This window comes from Aeromicrobium sp. P5_D10 (assembly GCF_054049535.1).
The window spans coordinates 326,590-342,525 of record NZ_JBFUME010000008.1 but is presented as its reverse complement, the minus strand read 5'-3'; the positions used below and the strand labels follow the sequence as shown (position 1 = coordinate 342,525).

The window sequence follows — 15,936 nt, the reverse complement described above, 5'->3', positions numbered from 1 at the left end:
GGCGTCCACCCGCGTCACGATCTTGGACGCCAACGCACCGCCGCAAGGGTCAGGACTGGACCGGGGTCAGGACTGAAGATACGCGATGACGGCCATGACCCGGCGGTTATTGCTGTCGTCATCGGGGTCGAGATCCAGCTTCATGAAGATATTGCTGGTGTGCTTGCTGATCGCCTTCTCGGTCACGAAGAGGGCCGCTGCGATCGCGCCATTGGACCGTCCCTGCGCCATGAGCCCCAGGACCTCACGCTCACGATCGGTCAACCGGCTGACCGGGCTATCGGTCGGCGCCCGCGCGATCAGAGCCGACACGACCTCCGGATCAAGCACCGTGCCTCCCCCGGCCACAGTGCGCACCGCATCGACGAACGTCGCGACATCTGCGACCCGGTCCTTCAGCAGATAGCCCACGGCGCCATCGCCGCTGCTCAGCAGCTCGCGGGCGTACAACTGCTCGACATACTGCGATAGCACCAGTACCGGCATTCCCGGTCGCTCGCTACGTGCCGCTATCGCGGCACGTAGCCCCTCATCGGTGAACGTCGGCGGCATCCGCACATCGACGACCGCGATATCAGGCTCGTACGCCCGCAGCGCCTCGCCGAGCTTGACCGCATCGTCGACCGCCGCCACGACGTCGAAATCGTAGGCCTCCAGCAGGCGGGTCAGACCGTCTCGGAGGAGGGCGAGGTCTTCGGCGATGACAACGCGCACGGAACCTCCATGGTGACCACGGTCGGTCCTCCAGTGGGACTGACCACGTCCATCGTGCCGTCAAATGCCGCCAGACGTCGAATCACCCCCGCCAACCCCGAGCCACCGTCGACAGATGCTCCGCCCACACCGTCATCCTCGACCACGATCTGCAAAGCCTGGCCGTCGTGCGAGACGTCGATCGTGGCACGCGATGCCTTGGCGTGCTTGCCGATATTGGCGAGCAGCTCACTGGTCGCGAAGTAGGCCGCCGATTCGACCGGTGCCGGCGGACGACCAGGCAGCACGATCGTCACCGAGACCGGCAGCGACATGTCGAGGGCAAGCGCCTGAATCGCACCGGCGAGTCCACGGTCGGCCAACACTGGCGGGTGGATACCCCGTACGACAGAACGCAGATCGCCGAGCGCTGACGTTGTCACGGTGCGCGCCTCGGCCAGCAAACGGGCGGCGGCGTCCGGATCCTTCTGGATGAGTTCCTCGGCCAGGCCCAGGTTCATGCCGAGGGCCACGAGCCGGGCCTGTGCACCGTCGTGGAGATCGCGCTCGATTCGCCGCAGTTCGGCGGCCGAATGGTCAATCGACTCAGCGCGCGAGGCCGAGACCTCCGCGACGCGCCGTTCCAACGTCCCGCGCGACGGTGCGAGCAAAGCGCGATCGAGCTGGGCGCACCACCCGACGAAGACCGGCACTAGCCACCACCAGAGTCCGAACGAGACCACGACCCACAGCCACTGAAGGAACGACTCCGCCTGGGTGTCGAGCGTGAAGAGTCCGTACTCCACGTCGAAGGCGCCTTCTGGTGTGATGGCGAACAGGAACGGAAAGATCAGGTACCAGATCACGGCCAGACCCAAACCGAGCGCTAGCCAGGAAAGCGCCCACGTGACGACGACCCTGACGTACGTCCACAAGAAGTCGCGCCATCTCGCCGGATCATTGGCCCAGGACTTGATCAACGTCCACGGCGAGCCCACGGGACGAGATCTGTAGGGCTGTTCGATCTTGACGCCGAGCAGATAGCCCGCCAGCAACCGGTGCAGATTCGTGAGCTGTTGGTTGAGCGGCACGAATATCAGCAGGAGGACCAGACCCACCCCGATGATCGCGACGCTCAACGACACCGTGAGGGAAATCAGCATCGCCAAAGCCGGCACCGCCAACAGCACGTAGACCACGGCGAAGCCGGTCAACGAGATCCGTCGTCGCAGCCCGGCCCAGAACGACTCGCCCGGGGCGGGCGAGATGAGGCTGACGGTCGAGGTCATGACGAATGCCTTTCGAAACAGTGGACGACTCGTTCGATCCTGCCGTATCCGCGACGGACGGGCAGTGGGCCTGGACCCACCTGGGAAGCGGGACCTGCCCCCATCGTGCGGGACGGCCAGATTCGCGACGCTGATGACAACGTCAATCACTCCTGGAAGGGACCACCATGTCTCGCAGAACACCCACCGTACGGGTGGCGCGTTGGAGCGCTCTCCACCCTTGGCGCGCGATCGGCCTGTGGGTCGCGTTCGTCGTCACCGCCATCGCGCTGATGTCGTCGGTGCAAGGCAAAGAAGTCAGCGACGAGGACATGCGCGTCGGCGAGTCCGGTCTAGCCGCTGCGATGATCGACGCCGCCGACCTGGCCGCCAGCCCGACCGAGTCGGTTCTCATCACGGCTCCGAAGGGAACTCTCGACCTCGACCGCGCCGAGTCGGTCGCCACTCAGGTCCGCGAAGTCAGCAAGGACGTCAAAGGGGTCTCCAACGTGGGGCCCCCGATAGTCTCCGACAAGCGTGACGCGGTCCTGGTTCCCATCACGATGTCGGGCGACACCGATGAGGCTTCCAAGCACATCGACGCGCTCATCTCCGCCACGGCGGGTGTGCAGAAGGACCACCCCGACTTCAAGATCCAACAAGCCGGCGAGTCGTCCCTCGACGTCGGCATCAACGACAAGGTCGGCGAAGATCTCGCTTCGGCCGAGATGCTGAGCCTGCCGATCACCTTCGGCATCCTGCTGATCGCCTTCGGCGCCTTCGTCGCCGCCGGTATCCCGGTCATCCTCGCGATCACCTCGGTCATCACGGCGCTGGGACTCTACGCACCGATCTCGTACCTAGTGCCGGACGCCGGCACCGTGGCCAATGTCGTCCTGCTGATCGGCATGGCAGTGGGTGTCGACTACTCGCTGTTCTACCTCAAACGCGAACGTGAGGAACGGGCTCGTGGCCGTTCGGTCATCGATGCGATCGAGATCGCCGCGGCCACTTCGGGACGCGCTGTGGTGGTGTCAGGATTCGCCGTCATGGTCGCGATGTCCGGGCTGTTCCTCTCAGGCGAGCCGGTCTTCAACGCGCTCGCCGCGGGTTCGATCCTCGTGGTCCTGGTCGCCGTCATCGGTTCGTTGACGGTCCTGCCTGCCATGCTCGCGAAATTCGGTCGCCTCCTCAACCGCCCGCGCATTCCCCTGCTGTGGCGCCTCAACCGGCGCATCGGATCCGGCGCGATCAGCGGCCGGCTGATCCGTCCGGTCATTCGCAGACCTTTGACCTCGGTGCTCGTCGCCGGCGGCGCCCTCGTGGCCCTGGCCATCCCGGCGCTCGGAATGTCGACCCAGCAGTCGGGCGTCGACACGCTTCCACAGGACATCCCAGCCGTCCAGGCGTTCCAGCGGGCTCAGCAGAGCTTCCCATCGGAGCGGCCCACTATCGAGGTCGTGCTCAAGTCGGCCGACTCGAACGGCGCGGCAGCTGCGCTCAGCGAGATCGAATCCGCCGCGGTCGAGGCCGGAATCGCGGTGTCCAGCGGGGAAGCCCCGCAGGTCTCCAAGGACGGTCAGACGTCGGTGCTGTCGATGTTCGCCGCCCACACCGATGGTGACGACCGCAATGACACCACGATCGAGAAGCTGCGCGACACGATCATCCCGCGCGCCGTGGCCGATTTCGATGCCAAGACCGCGGTCGGCGGCGGAATTGCCGAGACGTACGACTACGACCACCAGACATCGCGGTTGCCTTTGGTCATCGCTTTCGTCCTGGGTCTGACCCTGCTGATGATGATCTGGACGTTCCGCAATCTGACGCTCGCACTGATGACGACCGCGTTGAACCTGCTGTCGGTCGGTGCGGCGTTCGGTGTGCTGACGCTGGTGTTCCAGAATTCCTGGGCCGACGATGCGCTGAACTACACGTCGTCCGGCTTCGTGGTCGATTGGATCCCGCTGTTCTGCTTTGTGGTCCTGATCGGCTTGTCGATGGACTACCACGTGTTCGTGATGAGCCGGGTCCGCGAGGGCCTCCGCAAGGGACTGCCGTTCGAACAGGCCGTCGAGTTCGGCATCCGGGAGACCGCGAGCGTCGTCACGAGCGCCGCCGCAGTCATGGTGTCGGTGTTCGCGGTGTTCGCAACGCTCGACATGCTCGAGATGAAGCAGATGGGCATCGGCCTCTCGGTCGCGATCCTCCTGGACGCCACCTTGGTCCGGCTCGTCCTTCTGCCCGCGCTGCTGCTGGCGTTCAAGGGACGGCTGCAGAATCTCGGCAACGTCAAGAGTCACGAAGACGACTACGCCCCGGAGCTGGTGCCAGTAGCCGGCTGAGGTACGGAGGCCGTTCGCGGCCGGAGCCTCGAAACCCGCGGGTTTCGAGGCTCCGCTTCGCTCCGCACCTCAACCACCAGCGGTTAGATCAGGCCCTTCGCCGTCAGCCATTCCTTGGCCAACACAGCCGGGGCGACCTTGTCGTCGCCCTGGTTCTTGGTGTTCAGATCGAGCAGATCCTGCGTGGTCAGCGCGGCCGAGACCTTGTCGAGGACGTCCTCGACCTTGTCGGTGGACTTCTTGTCGTTGATCAACGGGACGACCTGCTGCGCGGCGATCAGGTTCTGCGGATCTTCCAGCGTGACGAGCTTGTTGGCCAGGATCGACGGCGTCGTGGAGTAGATGTCAGCGACGTCGATGTCACCGTCGAGCAGCGACTTCAGCGTCTTGGGACCGCCACCATCGCTGATCGGGACGAACTTGATACCGGTGATGCCATAGATCTTCTCGAGTCCCGGAATGCCGTAGGCCCGGTCCTTGAACTCCGGATTGGCGCCCAACGACAGATCCTTGACATTCTTCAGATCGGCGATCGTCTTGAGATTGTTCTCAGCCGCGAACTCCGGCGTGACGTTGAGCGAGTCCTTGTCCTCGGCAGGGGAAGCATCCAGGACCTCGAGCTTGTCGGGCAGAGCGTCATCGAGCGCTTCCTCGATATCGGCCGGCGCCGTCGCCGTGGCCTTCGGATCGAAGTAGGACAACAAGTTGCCCGAGTACTCCGGCAGCAGATCGATCTCGCCGTTCTCCAACGCCGGGATGTAAACCTCGCGGGCGCCAATGTTGAGCTTCTTGGTGACCTTGACGCCCTTGGCTTCGAGCGCTTGGGCATAGATCTCGGCGATGATCTCGTTCTCGGGGAACGCCGCCGAACCGATCGTGATGGTGTCTTTGGCCGACTTCGCCGAATCGTCTGACGTCGGATCGCCGCCGCAAGCCGCCAGCGAGAGACCCAACGTCACGGCCGCGAGCGCCGTGGTGATCTTGGTGATGGACATACTTCTCCTTGGTTGTGCGTTCCTTGGTGGGGGTGTGGTCATGCTGAGATACGGACGGGAGCAGGGCGGTTGCGTAGTGCGAACCGCTGGAGCAGGACGAAGAGTCCGTCGAGGACGAGTGCGAGCACGATGACGACGACTGCGCCGCCGATGATCTGCGCATTGTCACGCACGGCCAGCCCGTCGATGAGGTAGCGCCCCAACCCTCCGGGTCCGGGGATGAAGGCCGCCACCGTGGCGGTCGCCACGACCTGCAGGGTCGCTGAACGGAAACCGCCGATGAGCAGCGGCAAAGCCAGCGGCACCTCGACCTTGGTCAGGATCTGCCATTCGGTCATCCCCATGGCGCGGGCCGCGTCGATCGTCTGTCGATCGACCGACTCCAAGCCGGCATAGGCCCCGGCCAACAACGGCGGGATCGCCAGCAGGACGAGGGTGAAGATCGCGGCCTTGATCCCGATCCCGGTGAACAGCGAGGCGTACGTGAGCACTCCGAGCGTGGGCAGCGCCCGAAGCGCTCCCGAGCTGACCACCGCCAGCCCTCGAAGGCGTCCGGTGTGGCCGATCCACAGGCCGATCGGGATCGCGATCGCCGCGGCGACCAGGATCGTCAGACCCGTGTAACCGAGGTGCTGAACGAGGCGATGCGGGATGCCTTCTTCGCCCGACCAGTTGGCCGAGTCGCCGAGCCAATCGACTGTGTCGCTGACAACACTCATGTCACACCCGCCCGCCTCTCAGGTGCTGGAAGAAGGACATCATCGGCGAGACCGGATTGCGGGTCGGTGTGCGCGAGGCAACCGACCACGGCATCAGAAGCCGTCCGGCAATGACCAGGGCAGCGTCGAACAGCAGCGCGATCCCGACGATCCCGATGACACCAATCAGGATTTCGGCAGTGTTGTCGGTGCGGTAACCCTCGGTGAACAGCGAGCCGAGGTTGTTGACGCCGATCAGGGCTCCGACGCTCACCAGGCTCACAGTGCTGACGGCGACGACCCGAAGACCCGCGAGAAGCACCGGACCGGCCAGCGGCAGCTCGACCAAGAAGGCCCGACCGGCCGAGGCGAATCCTGTGGCTGTCGCCGCATCGAGCACTGCGGGCGACACCGATTCGAAGGCATCGGCCGCCGACCGCACCATGATCGCGACTGCGTAGAGCGTCAGCGCGACCACGACGTTCAACGGGTCGAGGAAACCCGTGCCGATGATGCTCGGAAGGACCAGGAAGAACGCAAGTGAGGGAATCGTGTAGAAGATTCCGGCCAGCGTCAACAGCACACCGCGGATCCGCGGATGCCGGTTGGCGTACCAGCCGATCGGCACCGCGATGATAAAACCGAGCACGATCGGCAAGGCGCTCAGCCACAGATGACTGAGCAGCAGGTCGTAGACCTTGTCGGTGTTGTTGTTGAACCAAGTCATTCCGCGAGGACCCCGGTCGCCTTGCCGGTCGCATCGACGACGATGCGGACGCCATCGCGTTCCTCGACCCGCAGCTTGCGGTGCCCCTTGTCGAGCCCGACGAAGCTGCGCACGAAGTCGTCGGCCGGTGCCGCGAGGATCTCGGCGGGTGAGCCGACTTGGGCGACTTCGCCGCCCTTCTTCAAGATCACGACCTGATCGCCGAGCAGGAATGCCTCGTCGATGTCGTGCGTGACGAAGACGATCGTCTTGTCGAGCTCGCGCTGCAGACGCAGGAGTTCGGTCTGCAATTCCTCACGGACGATCGGGTCGACCGCACCGAATGGCTCGTCCATCAGCAAGATATTGGGGTCGGAGACCAGCCCGCGTGCCACCCCGACCCGCTGCTGCTGGCCTCCGGACAACTGACTGGGGTACTTCGTGGCCAGCGAGGTGTCGAGGCCGACCGTTTCCAGCACGGCGTACGAGCGTTCACGCGCCTCTTTGCGATCGACACCGTTGAGACGGAGTACCGTCGCGACGTTGTCGATGACCTTGCGATGTGGGAGCAGGCCCGCGTGCTGCATGACGTAGCCGATGCTGCGCCGTAGCTGGACCTTGTTACGGGTCGCGATATCGACGTCGTCGATCAGCACCTGCCCGTGCGACGGTTCAACCATCCGGTTGACCATCCGCAGCAGCGTCGTCTTGCCGCAGCCAGATGATCCGACAAAGACTGTCGTCGTCCGCGAGGGGAGCTGAAGACTGAAGTCCCCGACCGCCTCGGTTCCGTCAGCGAAGGTCTTCCCGATGGAGCGGTACTCGATCATGCGGTCCTCCGCGCTCGACGCATCAACGTCGGGACAGTAGGTAGGCAAGGAACAGGGTCGTCCCAGTCTGGCCTGCTCGACCGATCACGGCAATCGGAACGCAGGTGAGGAAGATAACGATGTGGTGTCATCGACCACCTGCCGCTCGACTGGCGTACCGCCTGCAATGACCGGGAGTCCTGCGGATCGCCAGGCGTGGATCCCGCCGACGATATCGCTGGCAGGCAGGCCCAAGGAGACCAGAGCCGCGGCGGCCAGCGACGACGTGTAGCCCTCGGTGCAGACAACGATCCACTCCTGACCAGGCGACGCCAGGGCCAGGCTGGCCCCGGATGTTGGATGAAGACGCCACTCCAGATGATTGCGCTCGACTATGACAGAACCGGGAATCTCTCCATCGGTCTCGCGCTGCCACGCCGGCCGGATGTCGACGATCAGAGCGCCGGATCGGACCCGCTGGTGCGCCTCGATCGGGGTGAATCGGCTCAAACCAGAACGCGCAGAGGCCAGGAGATCGTCGACCGATGCGTAGGTCGCGGTCATGACGCGGCCCGCAGTTCGGGTGCCGGCGCCTCCGGATCATCGGTCCACATCGACGCCAGTTTGATCAGCTGATGCCCTTCGACGTCGTAGTAGTTCATGAGCGATAGTGGCGGCGAGTACGCATGCACGCTCACCGCAGTCTCAGTGCGGACGTTGCGCACATCGTGGACGTACTGCTCACCGAAGACGACCGAATCACCTTCCGAACGCGTGGTCTCGGTGAGCTCTTCGACGCCCGGCGTCCAGACCGCCTCGCTGAGCTGGCCGCTGACGACCGAGAAGGCCCCCGAGGAGCCTCCGTGGTCATGCAGTTGCGTGCCCTGTTCGGCTGTCCAGCTGATCAACCAGATGTCGACCTGGTCGTCGCACAGCAGTCGCACGTGCCAACGGCTCTCCTCGTCTGCGTGAACCTCGTAGAGGCCCGCGCGAACGTCGTCGGCGACCGAGCTCGTCAAGGCGACGAGATCGGCCAGCGACAGGGGCGCGACGGTGGGACGGCGAACGGTCATGGCAACCATGGAACCGGCCTTCAGTACTGGTTTGGCACCGGTTTCACGATCTGGGACGCCTTGGCTCAACTCGTCATCGTGAGCTACGGGCACCCTGTCGACCACGTTGACCGACCCCCCTTTTGGTGCCTCGAAAGGGTGTGGGTTAGAGTTACGTTCGCAGTCAAACGCACATGGCCCCGTGGCGCAGTTGGTTAGCGCGCCGCCCTGTCACGGCGGAGGTCGCCGGTTCGAGTCCGGTCGGGGTCGCCATGTGGAACACGAGGTTCGCTCCCTGCAGACACAGTCTGCAGAGGGCGGGCCTCGTGTCATTTCCACTGCCGCGTGACCAGCCCCACACTCGCTCCCCCGGGGCGCGGGACTATTTCGATCAGCCAGTTAGTTGAATGTTGCATGACTTCAACTGCTCTCGAATCGCCGTTCATCCTCGATGACGAAACTCTCGACGCCCTGTTCCGCGAGGCCCGCACGGCCAACACCTTCAGCGACACGCCGGTCTCGGCCGAGCAGGTGCGCGATGTGTTCGAACTGGTCAAGTTCGGCCCGACGATGATGAACATCCAGCCGATGCGCCTGTTACTCGTCGAGCAGGGCGAGGGACGTGACCGTCTCGTCCCCCATATGAGCGAAGGCAACCGCGCCAAGACCGCGACCGCGCCGCTGGTCGCTGTCATCGCCGCGGACACCGACTTCCACACGCTGATGCCTGTCCACTTCCCGCACAATCCCACCGCCGGCGACATGTTCGCCGGCAACGCCGACTCCCGAGCACAGATCGCTCGCTACAACGCCGCGCTGCAGACCGGATACTTCATCGTGGGAATCCGCGCCGCAGGCCTCGCTGCAGGCCCTATGGGCGGATTCGACGCTGCCGCGATCGACAGCGAGTTCTTCGAGGGATCCAGCTGGCGTACCCAGCTCGTGATCAACATCGGTCACCCTGGAGAGAACCCCTGGTTCGATCGGCTGCCTCGTATCTCGGCCGAGGATGCCGTCCGCACAGTCTGACTCTCAGACTGCCACGCGGCCCCGCCGGGACGCGTGGCAGTCTGATGTCATGTCCGATCTCACGTCTCGCGTCCGCGGCATCTTGCCCTCGATCCTCAACGATCTCGAAGGGCTCGTCCGCATCCCGTCGGTCTGGGCCCAACCCGAGCACCACGCCGATGTCCACCGCTCGGCAGCCGAGGTCGAGCGTCTCCTGCGCGAAGCGGGCTTCGCGCAGACCAAGATCGTCGAGGCCGGTGGCGCTCCGGCCGTCATCGCACATCACCCGGCCCCGCTCGGTGCACCCACCGTCCTGCTGTACGCGCACCACGACGTCCAGCCCACGGGCGATCCGGAGCTGTGGACCTCACCGCCGTTCGAGCCGACTCCGCGCGGGGACCGGCTCTATGGCCGTGGCGCGGCAGACGACAAGGCCGGTATCGCAGCGCACCTGGCCGCCTTCCGCGCCCACGGCGGCAACCCGCCAGTCGGAGTGACGGTGTTCGTCGAGGGCGAGGAGGAGTCCGGGTCACCGAGTCTCGTGGCGCTGCTCGAGCAGTACCGCGACGAGCTGACGGCTGATGCGATCGTCATCGCCGACTCCGCCAACTGGGCCATCGGCGTACCGGCACTGACCGTCACGCTGCGTGGCATGGTCGACTGCATCGTGACGGTTCGGACGCTCGACCACTCGGTGCACTCAGGTATCTGGGGCGGAGTTGTGCCCGACGCCCTCACCACGATGTGTCGGTTGCTCGCGACCCTGCATGACGAGGACGGTGCTGTCGCAGTCGAGGGGTTGCACCACGAAACTGCCTCCGACCTGGAGTATCCCGAAGACCGATTCCGTTCGGAATCTGCCATCTTGCCCGGCGTCGAGCAGATCGGACGCGGTTCGATCGTGCAGCGGCTGTGGGCCGAACCGGCCATCAGCGTCCTGGCGATCGATTCCACGTCGGTCGACCAGGCCTCCAACACCCTCGCACCCAGCGCACGAGCCAAGATCAGCATGCGCGTCGCCCCCGGCGGCGATGCATCCGCACACCTGGAGGCACTCGTGGCGCACCTGGAACATCACGCCCCGTTCGGTGCACACGTCGAGGTCGAACGCGGCGAGACCGGCGAACCGTTCACTGTCGATGCCAACGGTCCGGCATACGATGCGGCTCGATCGGCGTTCCGCGATGCCTGGGAGGGCACCGAGCCGGTTGATATGGGCATGGGCGGTTCGATCCCGTTCATCGCCGAATTCGCCCGGATCTTCCCCGACGCCGCTGTTCTCGTCACCGGTGTGGAGGATCCCGACACCCGCGCCCACGGAGTCGACGAGGGATTGCACCTCGAAGAATTCACCAAGGTCTGCATCGCCGAGGCTCTCCTCCTGCAGCGACTGGCGGACACGGTTCGTTGACCGTCGAGGGCATGCGATAAGGTGAATCCGCTCGCTTGCGGGCGTGGCCAGGTAGCTCAGTTGGTACGAGCATCCGCCTGAAAAGCGGAGGGTCGCCGGTTCGACCCCGGCCCTGGCCACAGTACGAATTGAGGGCTCCAGCGTTTTTTTGCTGGGGCCCTCAATTCGTATGTGCGCGGGGTTGGCACGAGAAACGGTGGCCCCTGGGGCTCCCCCCTGCCCGGAGCGCAGCGGAGAGCTTGGGGGCTTCGACCCCGGCCCTGGCCACAGTACGAATTGAGGGCTCCAGCGTTTTTTTGCTGGGGCCCTCAATTCGTATGTGCGCGGGGTTGGCACGAGAAACGGTGGCGCCTGGGGGTCCCCCTGCTCGGAGCGCAGCGGAGAGCTTGGGGGCTTCGACCCCGGCCGAGTCAGCCGCCTGGCCGACACATCAACTGAAGCGGTCTATCGCCGTCCATGCCAATGCGAGCGCACCGTCGAAAATTGCCTGGTTGGCGTCCGCCCCGATGCAGTGATCCGCGAACTCGCGTTGATGGTTCATGGCCGGCAACGAATTGATCCCGATATAGGGGTGGATCGAGGGCACGACGAGCGAGACGTTCCCCATATCCGTGGACGCGCGATTCATCCTGGAAGCGCCTTCGTCCACGGAAAAAGTGCGCCCGAGCTCGACGGCGTTCGAGCGATACAGCGCGAGAGTATCCAGGTCATTGCGGAACTCGCTGTACGGCTTGCTCTCGGCGGCTACGTGGAGTTCGCATCCGGTCGCGTGTGCCCCGGCCTCGAAGCAGCGCCACACCTGTGACTCGACTTGCGCCAACTCCTCCAGCGAATCGGCACGGACATACCACCGCCCCTCGGTCCGTTCAGGAATCGCGTTCGGAGCCTCGCCGCCGTTCGTGACCACGCCGTGCACACGTACTGTCGACGGCAACTGCTGCCTCAACAAACCGACGGCCACCTGACTGATCGTAAACGCGTCCGCAGCATTGCGACCATGCTCCGGGTAGGCCGCAGCATGTGCTGCCTTGCCCTGGAAACTCACATGCGAATGAGTCACGGCGAACGGACGGGCTTCGGCTACATCAACCGGCGCGGGGTGCGCCATCATGGCCAGGTCCAGGCCGTGGAACGCACCCCGCTCGAGCATCTCGATCTTGCCCCCGCCTCCTTCTTCGGCAGGTGTCCCGTACACCTCGATCGTCAGACCCAGCTCGTCCGCGAGGGGGGCCAGCGCGGTGGCGGCACCGACCGCGATCGCCGAGATGATGTTGTGCCCGCATGCGTGACCAAGCCCCGGCAACGCGTCGTACTCGGCGCATAGGCCAAGGCGCTTCGGCCCTGACCCGACACTTGCCAAGAACGCGGTCTCCATCCCCAAGTAACTCGTGGTGACCTCGAAGCCCGAACGATCCAACGCATCGGACACCCAACGAGCGGAGTTGTGTTCCTCCCACGCCACCTCCGGGTTGGCGTGCAACTGCTCAGATAGGCCGATCAGGCCCGGGGCGGCGGCTTCGACCGCACGCCGGGCCTGATCCTTGAGGTCAGAGGTCACCTGGAACCCCGTACGAAGGTGCGGTCTCCGGGTTCACACCCCGGGTCACATACTCTTCTGCCTGGGGTTTCCAGACTGTCCAGATTCGTTCGAGTTCCGTGATCGGGTCGTCGTGCCAATCGACGCGGAGATCTGTCATCGGCCATTGGACGTTGTCGGCGATCACCAGCCCACACGAATGCACCGGGCCTTCCTCGCCTCCGCTCTCGACTCCAGCTCGCAGCGCCGAAAGGAGCCGATCACCGATGTGCGCGTCCGGGTTCGCCTGGAACGCGGACACCATCGCCTGAGGCACCGCTTCGCTCGAGAGAAGATTGCCTGCCGCGACGACGTCTGGCGCATTCACTGTTCGGTTGGTGCCCAATGTGTGGGCACCTGAGAATGCGGCCGAGCGCCCCGCGGCATCGACGACGGAGAGTTGCCTGTACTCGACGTTGTCGGTGTTGTCCGTCAGTTCACGAAGAGCGTCCTCGGCGCTGAGTCCCGACTCCAGGAGGTCGAGCAGAGCATTCCCGAGTGTCGGGTCGGTGATGTTCTGCGTGCACGCCGCGCCCACACCACTTCGGGCCCAAGCACAACGGGCTGCGACTGCAGGACTCGACGAGGTGACCACGACCCCGAACATCCCTGTCCGCGCACATCGGCCGGCTAGTGAGAAGGTCATTTGCTCGACTCGATCCGCTTGATGTTCGCCGACTGACGCATGAGTTCCGTGGCCGGTTCGAAGTCATAGTTGTTGTAGACCGCGAGCAGGTGCGAGAACGCCGGCGACTGGGCGAAGAGCTGAAAGGTCAGCCGATGTGTCGCGTAGTCCGAGTTCAGGAGATCGCGACCGAACGCAAGCAATTTGCGGCGTTCTTCGGCTTCCAAGTCGCCGATCGCGAAGTACTTGTTCAGCCATGGTGCCGTCTCCGGGTTGGCGAACTGCGCGGCGCTCGGGGTCAAACTGATCTGGCAACCCGACAAGTCGCGAACGGTGTGCATGATCTCGGGCAGATTGCTGCACGCGAAGACCCGACCTGCGTACATCGTCGACTGATGTGGCATGAGTAGCCCGCCCGGGCTGGTCTCCGAGAGTTCAATGGCCGCGGTCAAGAACGCGTTGATGCCCTCACGGTAGGCCGCGACCTGGGCGATCTTCTCGCGCACGCCTTGATGCATCTTCGTGCCGGTCTGCCTCGCACCCGCGTGAGCGAATCCCAATAGGTAGTCCGCGTAACGCAGGTGGCGCTGGATGAACGGGAAGATGCTGTACCTGTGCAGGGTCGCGCGGATGAACGCCGCCGCCTTCGTGTGACGGTAGAAGAAGACGTCCTCCCACGGGATGAGCACGTCATCGAAGACGATCATGGTGTCGACCTCGTCCACCCGATTGCTCAGCGGATAGTCCTCCGGACTTCGGTGACCAGCGAAGCCCGACCTGCAGATGTGCTTGATCCCGGGCGCCGACATGTCCGCGCGGAAACCGACTGCGTACTCGGAGTGCTCCTGGTTCTGCCATTCGGCGATCGTCGGCTTGACGAAGGCCTGATTCGAATAGGCGGCAGCCGTCTCGAACTTCGCGCCACGCACGATGATCCCGTTGTCGTTCTCACTGATGACTCGCAGCAGCACATCAGGGTCTTGATCCTGCGGCCACTTCGACCTGTCGCCCTTCGGATCGGTGTTGGCCGACACGTGGAACGGGTCGGTCAATGTGGCGGCCCGAACGTGGCGCTTGATGTTCTCGGAGAACGTGGAATCGATCTCGTTGAGCACATCCTGACCGTCGAACAGCGACCACATTTCGCCGACCGTCTCGTCGCCCACACGCGTGACGACACCGCCGGCCGCATCGAGGATCGTTTCCACGCCGCGACGCTTCGCATGCCAGTCGTCCTTCGACACCGGGGGCTTGGAGCCGATGGCACACACCTCACCTGACTCCTCGTCGACGTAGGTCATCACGTCGCGGGTCGCTTCCTCATGACCGAGGTCATAGATCCGCGCTCGAACATCGATGATCGGTTTGAAGGCCGGATGCGTCGTGACGTCGTCCACCTTCTCGCCATCGATCCAGACCTGGCGGCCATCCTGAATGGACGCCCGGTACTCGTCACCTGTCTTGATCATGTGTTCCTCCACTAGTGACGCAGGCGCGCCATACGTGTCCCGTGAGGGACGGATTGATGAGGGAAATCAGGTCGTTGTTGCTCGAACGGCCCTGAATCCGACTATGCGGCGCGGCGGTGCCCAAGTAAAATCGAACTATTTGAACAGTGTGATCGGTTATCCCGATGGCTCTGGTCAGGCGGCTACTTCGCGCCCCACCCTCTTGCGGGCAGCTCCGGCACCGGCGGATGACGCCGAGGCGGCGTCCATGGCAACTGCGGGGGCCATCAGTTTTTCCTTAGTAACCGATCGAAGGAATCTGATTCTCATTGTGATGCCCATCACCCATGCTAAAGGAATCCAGTCATCGCATCGGGGCTCGATACCTCAAATCTCAACAATTTCCGCCATCGGTGGACGCCCAAGGAGATTCACATGAAGATCCCGTCGAACAAATTCATGAAGGTGGCCGCACCCGCGGCGACCGCACTCAGCCTCATCGTGAGCCTGTCTGCCTGCGGAGGAACAAGCTCGGACTCCGGCGCCTCGAACGGCATCGGAACCAAGACCGGCGGCATGCTCCTGGTGGGCAGCGACCTCACCTATCCGCCCTATGACACTCGCGAAAATGGCAAGCCGGCGGGCTTCGACGTGGAGTTCGTCAATGCCCTTGCCAAGGAACTCAAGGTCAAGGTGTCCTACCAGGAAACCCGGTTCGCCCAGATCATCGCTGGGGTCAAGGCAAGCCGGTACGACCTGATCGCCTCGACCCTCTACATCTCGGCGGAGCGTTCAGCACAGGTCGACTTCATCCCGTACTTCCAGACCGGTAACTCGATCATCGTCAAGATCGGCGACGCTGCCCTCAAGACACCCCAAGACCTGTGCGGCAAGTCCGTCTCCGTCGTGACCGCGACCGTGATCGCGAAGAATATGAACGGGTCCGAACGGAAGGCATGTCTCGCAGCCGGCAAACCCGCGATCAAGGTCAAGGAATTCCCCACCGATCCCGAGGCGAGCCAGGCTCTGCTCTCCGGACAGGTCGACGCGCAGATGACGGATGCTGCCGTCGCGAAGTCCGTCGTCGACCACTCCAAGTCCAGGCTCGAGCTCAGCAGCGACAGCCTCATCTATCCCGTCGCGGTCGGCCTCGCCGTCAAGAAGGGCAACACCAAACTGAAGGCAGCCGTCGAGAGCGGGATCGAGGGGATGAAGACGTCGGGCGCCTACGACAAGCTGCTGGCGTCGTTCAACCTCGAGCCCGTCGATGACAAGGTTCTTGCCGAATCGACGAAGAGCTGA

15 protein-coding genes and 2 tRNA genes are annotated in these 15,936 nt (G+C 64.1%); 6 read left to right on the top strand and 11 right to left on the bottom strand.

Features of this window, described 5'->3' with window-relative positions; all coding sequences use genetic code 11:
* Positions 1–66: 66 nt before the first annotated feature.
* On the bottom strand, positions 67–714 hold the full coding sequence (locus ACXJKC_RS17050) for a LuxR C-terminal-related transcriptional regulator (RefSeq protein WP_456697937.1): 648 nt from the start codon (positions 712–714) through the stop codon (positions 67–69).
* Complete coding sequence (locus ACXJKC_RS17045; protein WP_456697936.1) at positions 666–1,982, bottom strand: histidine kinase; 1,317 nt, start codon at positions 1,980–1,982, stop codon at positions 666–668. Before ACXJKC_RS17045 ends, ACXJKC_RS17050 begins: the two co-directional genes overlap by 49 nt.
* Before the next feature lie 167 nt (positions 1,983–2,149).
* On the opposite strand from ACXJKC_RS17045, the gene ACXJKC_RS17040 reads away from it, so the two are divergent.
* Positions 2,150–4,306: an MMPL family transporter gene (locus tag ACXJKC_RS17040; RefSeq protein WP_456697935.1), complete on the top strand. Its 2,157-nt coding sequence runs from the start codon at positions 2,150–2,152 to the stop codon at positions 4,304–4,306.
* A gap of 83 nt (positions 4,307–4,389) precedes the next feature.
* Here ACXJKC_RS17040 and ACXJKC_RS17035 read toward each other — a convergent pair whose 3' ends face one another.
* The 6 genes from ACXJKC_RS17035 to ACXJKC_RS17010 form a co-directional block, all read right to left on the bottom strand.
* Complete coding sequence (locus ACXJKC_RS17035) at positions 4,390–5,301, bottom strand: glycine betaine ABC transporter substrate-binding protein (protein WP_456697934.1); 912 nt, start codon at positions 5,299–5,301, stop codon at positions 4,390–4,392.
* 38 nt (positions 5,302–5,339) lie between these two features.
* Positions 5,340–6,020 carry an ABC transporter permease gene (locus tag ACXJKC_RS17030; protein ID WP_456697933.1) on the bottom strand — a complete coding sequence of 227 codons (681 nt, stop codon included), beginning with the start codon at positions 6,018–6,020 and terminating at the stop codon, positions 5,340–5,342.
* Position 6,021: 1 nt separating this feature from the next.
* Positions 6,022–6,726, bottom strand: coding sequence for an ABC transporter permease (locus ACXJKC_RS17025; protein ID WP_456697932.1), 705 nt, complete (start codon positions 6,724–6,726; stop codon positions 6,022–6,024).
* The gene (locus tag ACXJKC_RS17020) at positions 6,723–7,535 is read right to left on the bottom strand and encodes an ABC transporter ATP-binding protein (RefSeq protein ID WP_456697931.1); all 813 of its coding nucleotides are present in this window, start codon (positions 7,533–7,535) and stop codon (positions 6,723–6,725) included. Before ACXJKC_RS17020 ends, ACXJKC_RS17025 begins: the two co-directional genes overlap by 4 nt.
* A gap of 84 nt (positions 7,536–7,619) precedes the next feature.
* On the bottom strand, positions 7,620–8,078 hold the full coding sequence (locus ACXJKC_RS17015) for a rhodanese-like domain-containing protein (RefSeq protein ID WP_456697930.1): 459 nt from the start codon (positions 8,076–8,078) through the stop codon (positions 7,620–7,622).
* Entirely contained in the window at positions 8,075–8,587 is a 513-nt protein-coding gene (locus tag ACXJKC_RS17010) for a cysteine dioxygenase (RefSeq protein WP_456697929.1), read from the bottom strand. Before ACXJKC_RS17010 ends, ACXJKC_RS17015 begins: the two co-directional genes overlap by 4 nt.
* 175 nt (positions 8,588–8,762) lie before the next feature.
* Between ACXJKC_RS17010 and ACXJKC_RS17005 the strand changes: the two genes are divergently transcribed.
* The 4 genes from ACXJKC_RS17005 (at position 8,763) to ACXJKC_RS16990 (ending at position 11,104) form a co-directional block, all read left to right on the top strand.
* Positions 8,763–8,839, top strand: a tRNA-Asp gene (locus ACXJKC_RS17005).
* A gap of 141 nt (positions 8,840–8,980) precedes the next feature.
* Complete coding sequence (locus tag ACXJKC_RS17000) at positions 8,981–9,595, top strand: malonic semialdehyde reductase (protein WP_456697928.1); 615 nt, start codon at positions 8,981–8,983, stop codon at positions 9,593–9,595.
* 49 nt (positions 9,596–9,644) lie between these two features.
* Entirely contained in the window at positions 9,645–10,985 is a 1,341-nt protein-coding gene (locus ACXJKC_RS16995) for a M20/M25/M40 family metallo-hydrolase (RefSeq protein WP_456697927.1), read from the top strand.
* A gap of 45 nt (positions 10,986–11,030) precedes the next feature.
* A tRNA-Phe gene (locus ACXJKC_RS16990) sits at positions 11,031–11,104 on the top strand.
* 311 nt (positions 11,105–11,415) lie between these two features.
* Here ACXJKC_RS16990 and ACXJKC_RS16985 read toward each other — a convergent pair.
* From ACXJKC_RS16985 to ACXJKC_RS16975, 3 genes are read right to left on the bottom strand one after another with little or no spacing between them, the layout of a single operon-like run.
* Positions 11,416–12,543, bottom strand: a complete 1,128-nt coding sequence (locus ACXJKC_RS16985) for a M20 family metallopeptidase (protein ID WP_456697926.1) — start codon at positions 12,541–12,543, stop codon at positions 11,416–11,418.
* Entirely contained in the window at positions 12,533–13,207 is a 675-nt protein-coding gene (locus tag ACXJKC_RS16980; RefSeq protein ID WP_456697925.1) for a DUF1028 domain-containing protein, read from the bottom strand. The genes ACXJKC_RS16985 and ACXJKC_RS16980 overlap by 11 nt, the downstream gene beginning before the upstream one ends.
* Entirely contained in the window at positions 13,204–14,655 is a 1,452-nt protein-coding gene (locus tag ACXJKC_RS16975; RefSeq protein ID WP_456697924.1) for a 4-hydroxyphenylacetate 3-hydroxylase family protein, read from the bottom strand. The genes ACXJKC_RS16980 and ACXJKC_RS16975 overlap by 4 nt, the downstream gene beginning before the upstream one ends.
* A gap of 414 nt (positions 14,656–15,069) precedes the next feature.
* On the opposite strand from ACXJKC_RS16975, the gene ACXJKC_RS16970 reads away from it, so the two are divergent.
* Entirely contained in the window at positions 15,070–15,936 is an 867-nt protein-coding gene (locus tag ACXJKC_RS16970) for an ABC transporter substrate-binding protein (protein WP_456697923.1), read from the top strand.

Excerpts from the sequence above, each read along its gene's own strand:
- ACXJKC_RS17045 (WP_456697936.1), bottom strand. The coding sequence starts at position 1,982 with ATGACCTCGACCGTCAGCCTCATCTCGCCCGCCCCGGGCGAGTCGTTC.
- ACXJKC_RS17040 (WP_456697935.1), top strand. The coding sequence starts at position 2,150 with ATGTCTCGCAGAACACCCACCGTACGGGTGGCGCGTTGGAGCGCTCTC.
- ACXJKC_RS17035 (WP_456697934.1), bottom strand. The coding sequence starts at position 5,301 with ATGTCCATCACCAAGATCACCACGGCGCTCGCGGCCGTGACGTTGGGT.
- ACXJKC_RS17030 (WP_456697933.1), bottom strand. The coding sequence starts at position 6,020 with ATGAGTGTTGTCAGCGACACAGTCGATTGGCTCGGCGACTCGGCCAAC.
- ACXJKC_RS17025 (WP_456697932.1), bottom strand. The coding sequence starts at position 6,726 with ATGACTTGGTTCAACAACAACACCGACAAGGTCTACGACCTGCTGCTC.
- ACXJKC_RS17020 (WP_456697931.1), bottom strand. The coding sequence starts at position 7,535 with ATGATCGAGTACCGCTCCATCGGGAAGACCTTCGCTGACGGAACCGAG.
- ACXJKC_RS17015 (WP_456697930.1), bottom strand. The coding sequence starts at position 8,078 with ATGACCGCGACCTACGCATCGGTCGACGATCTCCTGGCCTCTGCGCGT.
- ACXJKC_RS17010 (WP_456697929.1), bottom strand. The coding sequence starts at position 8,587 with ATGACCGTTCGCCGTCCCACCGTCGCGCCCCTGTCGCTGGCCGATCTC.
- ACXJKC_RS17000 (WP_456697928.1), top strand. The coding sequence starts at position 8,981 with ATGACTTCAACTGCTCTCGAATCGCCGTTCATCCTCGATGACGAAACT.
- ACXJKC_RS16995 (WP_456697927.1), top strand. The coding sequence starts at position 9,645 with ATGTCCGATCTCACGTCTCGCGTCCGCGGCATCTTGCCCTCGATCCTC.
- ACXJKC_RS16980 (WP_456697925.1), bottom strand. The coding sequence starts at position 13,207 with ATGACCTTCTCACTAGCCGGCCGATGTGCGCGGACAGGGATGTTCGGG.
- ACXJKC_RS16975 (WP_456697924.1), bottom strand. The coding sequence starts at position 14,655 with ATGATCAAGACAGGTGACGAGTACCGGGCGTCCATTCAGGATGGCCGC.
- ACXJKC_RS16970 (WP_456697923.1), top strand. The coding sequence starts at position 15,070 with ATGAAGATCCCGTCGAACAAATTCATGAAGGTGGCCGCACCCGCGGCG.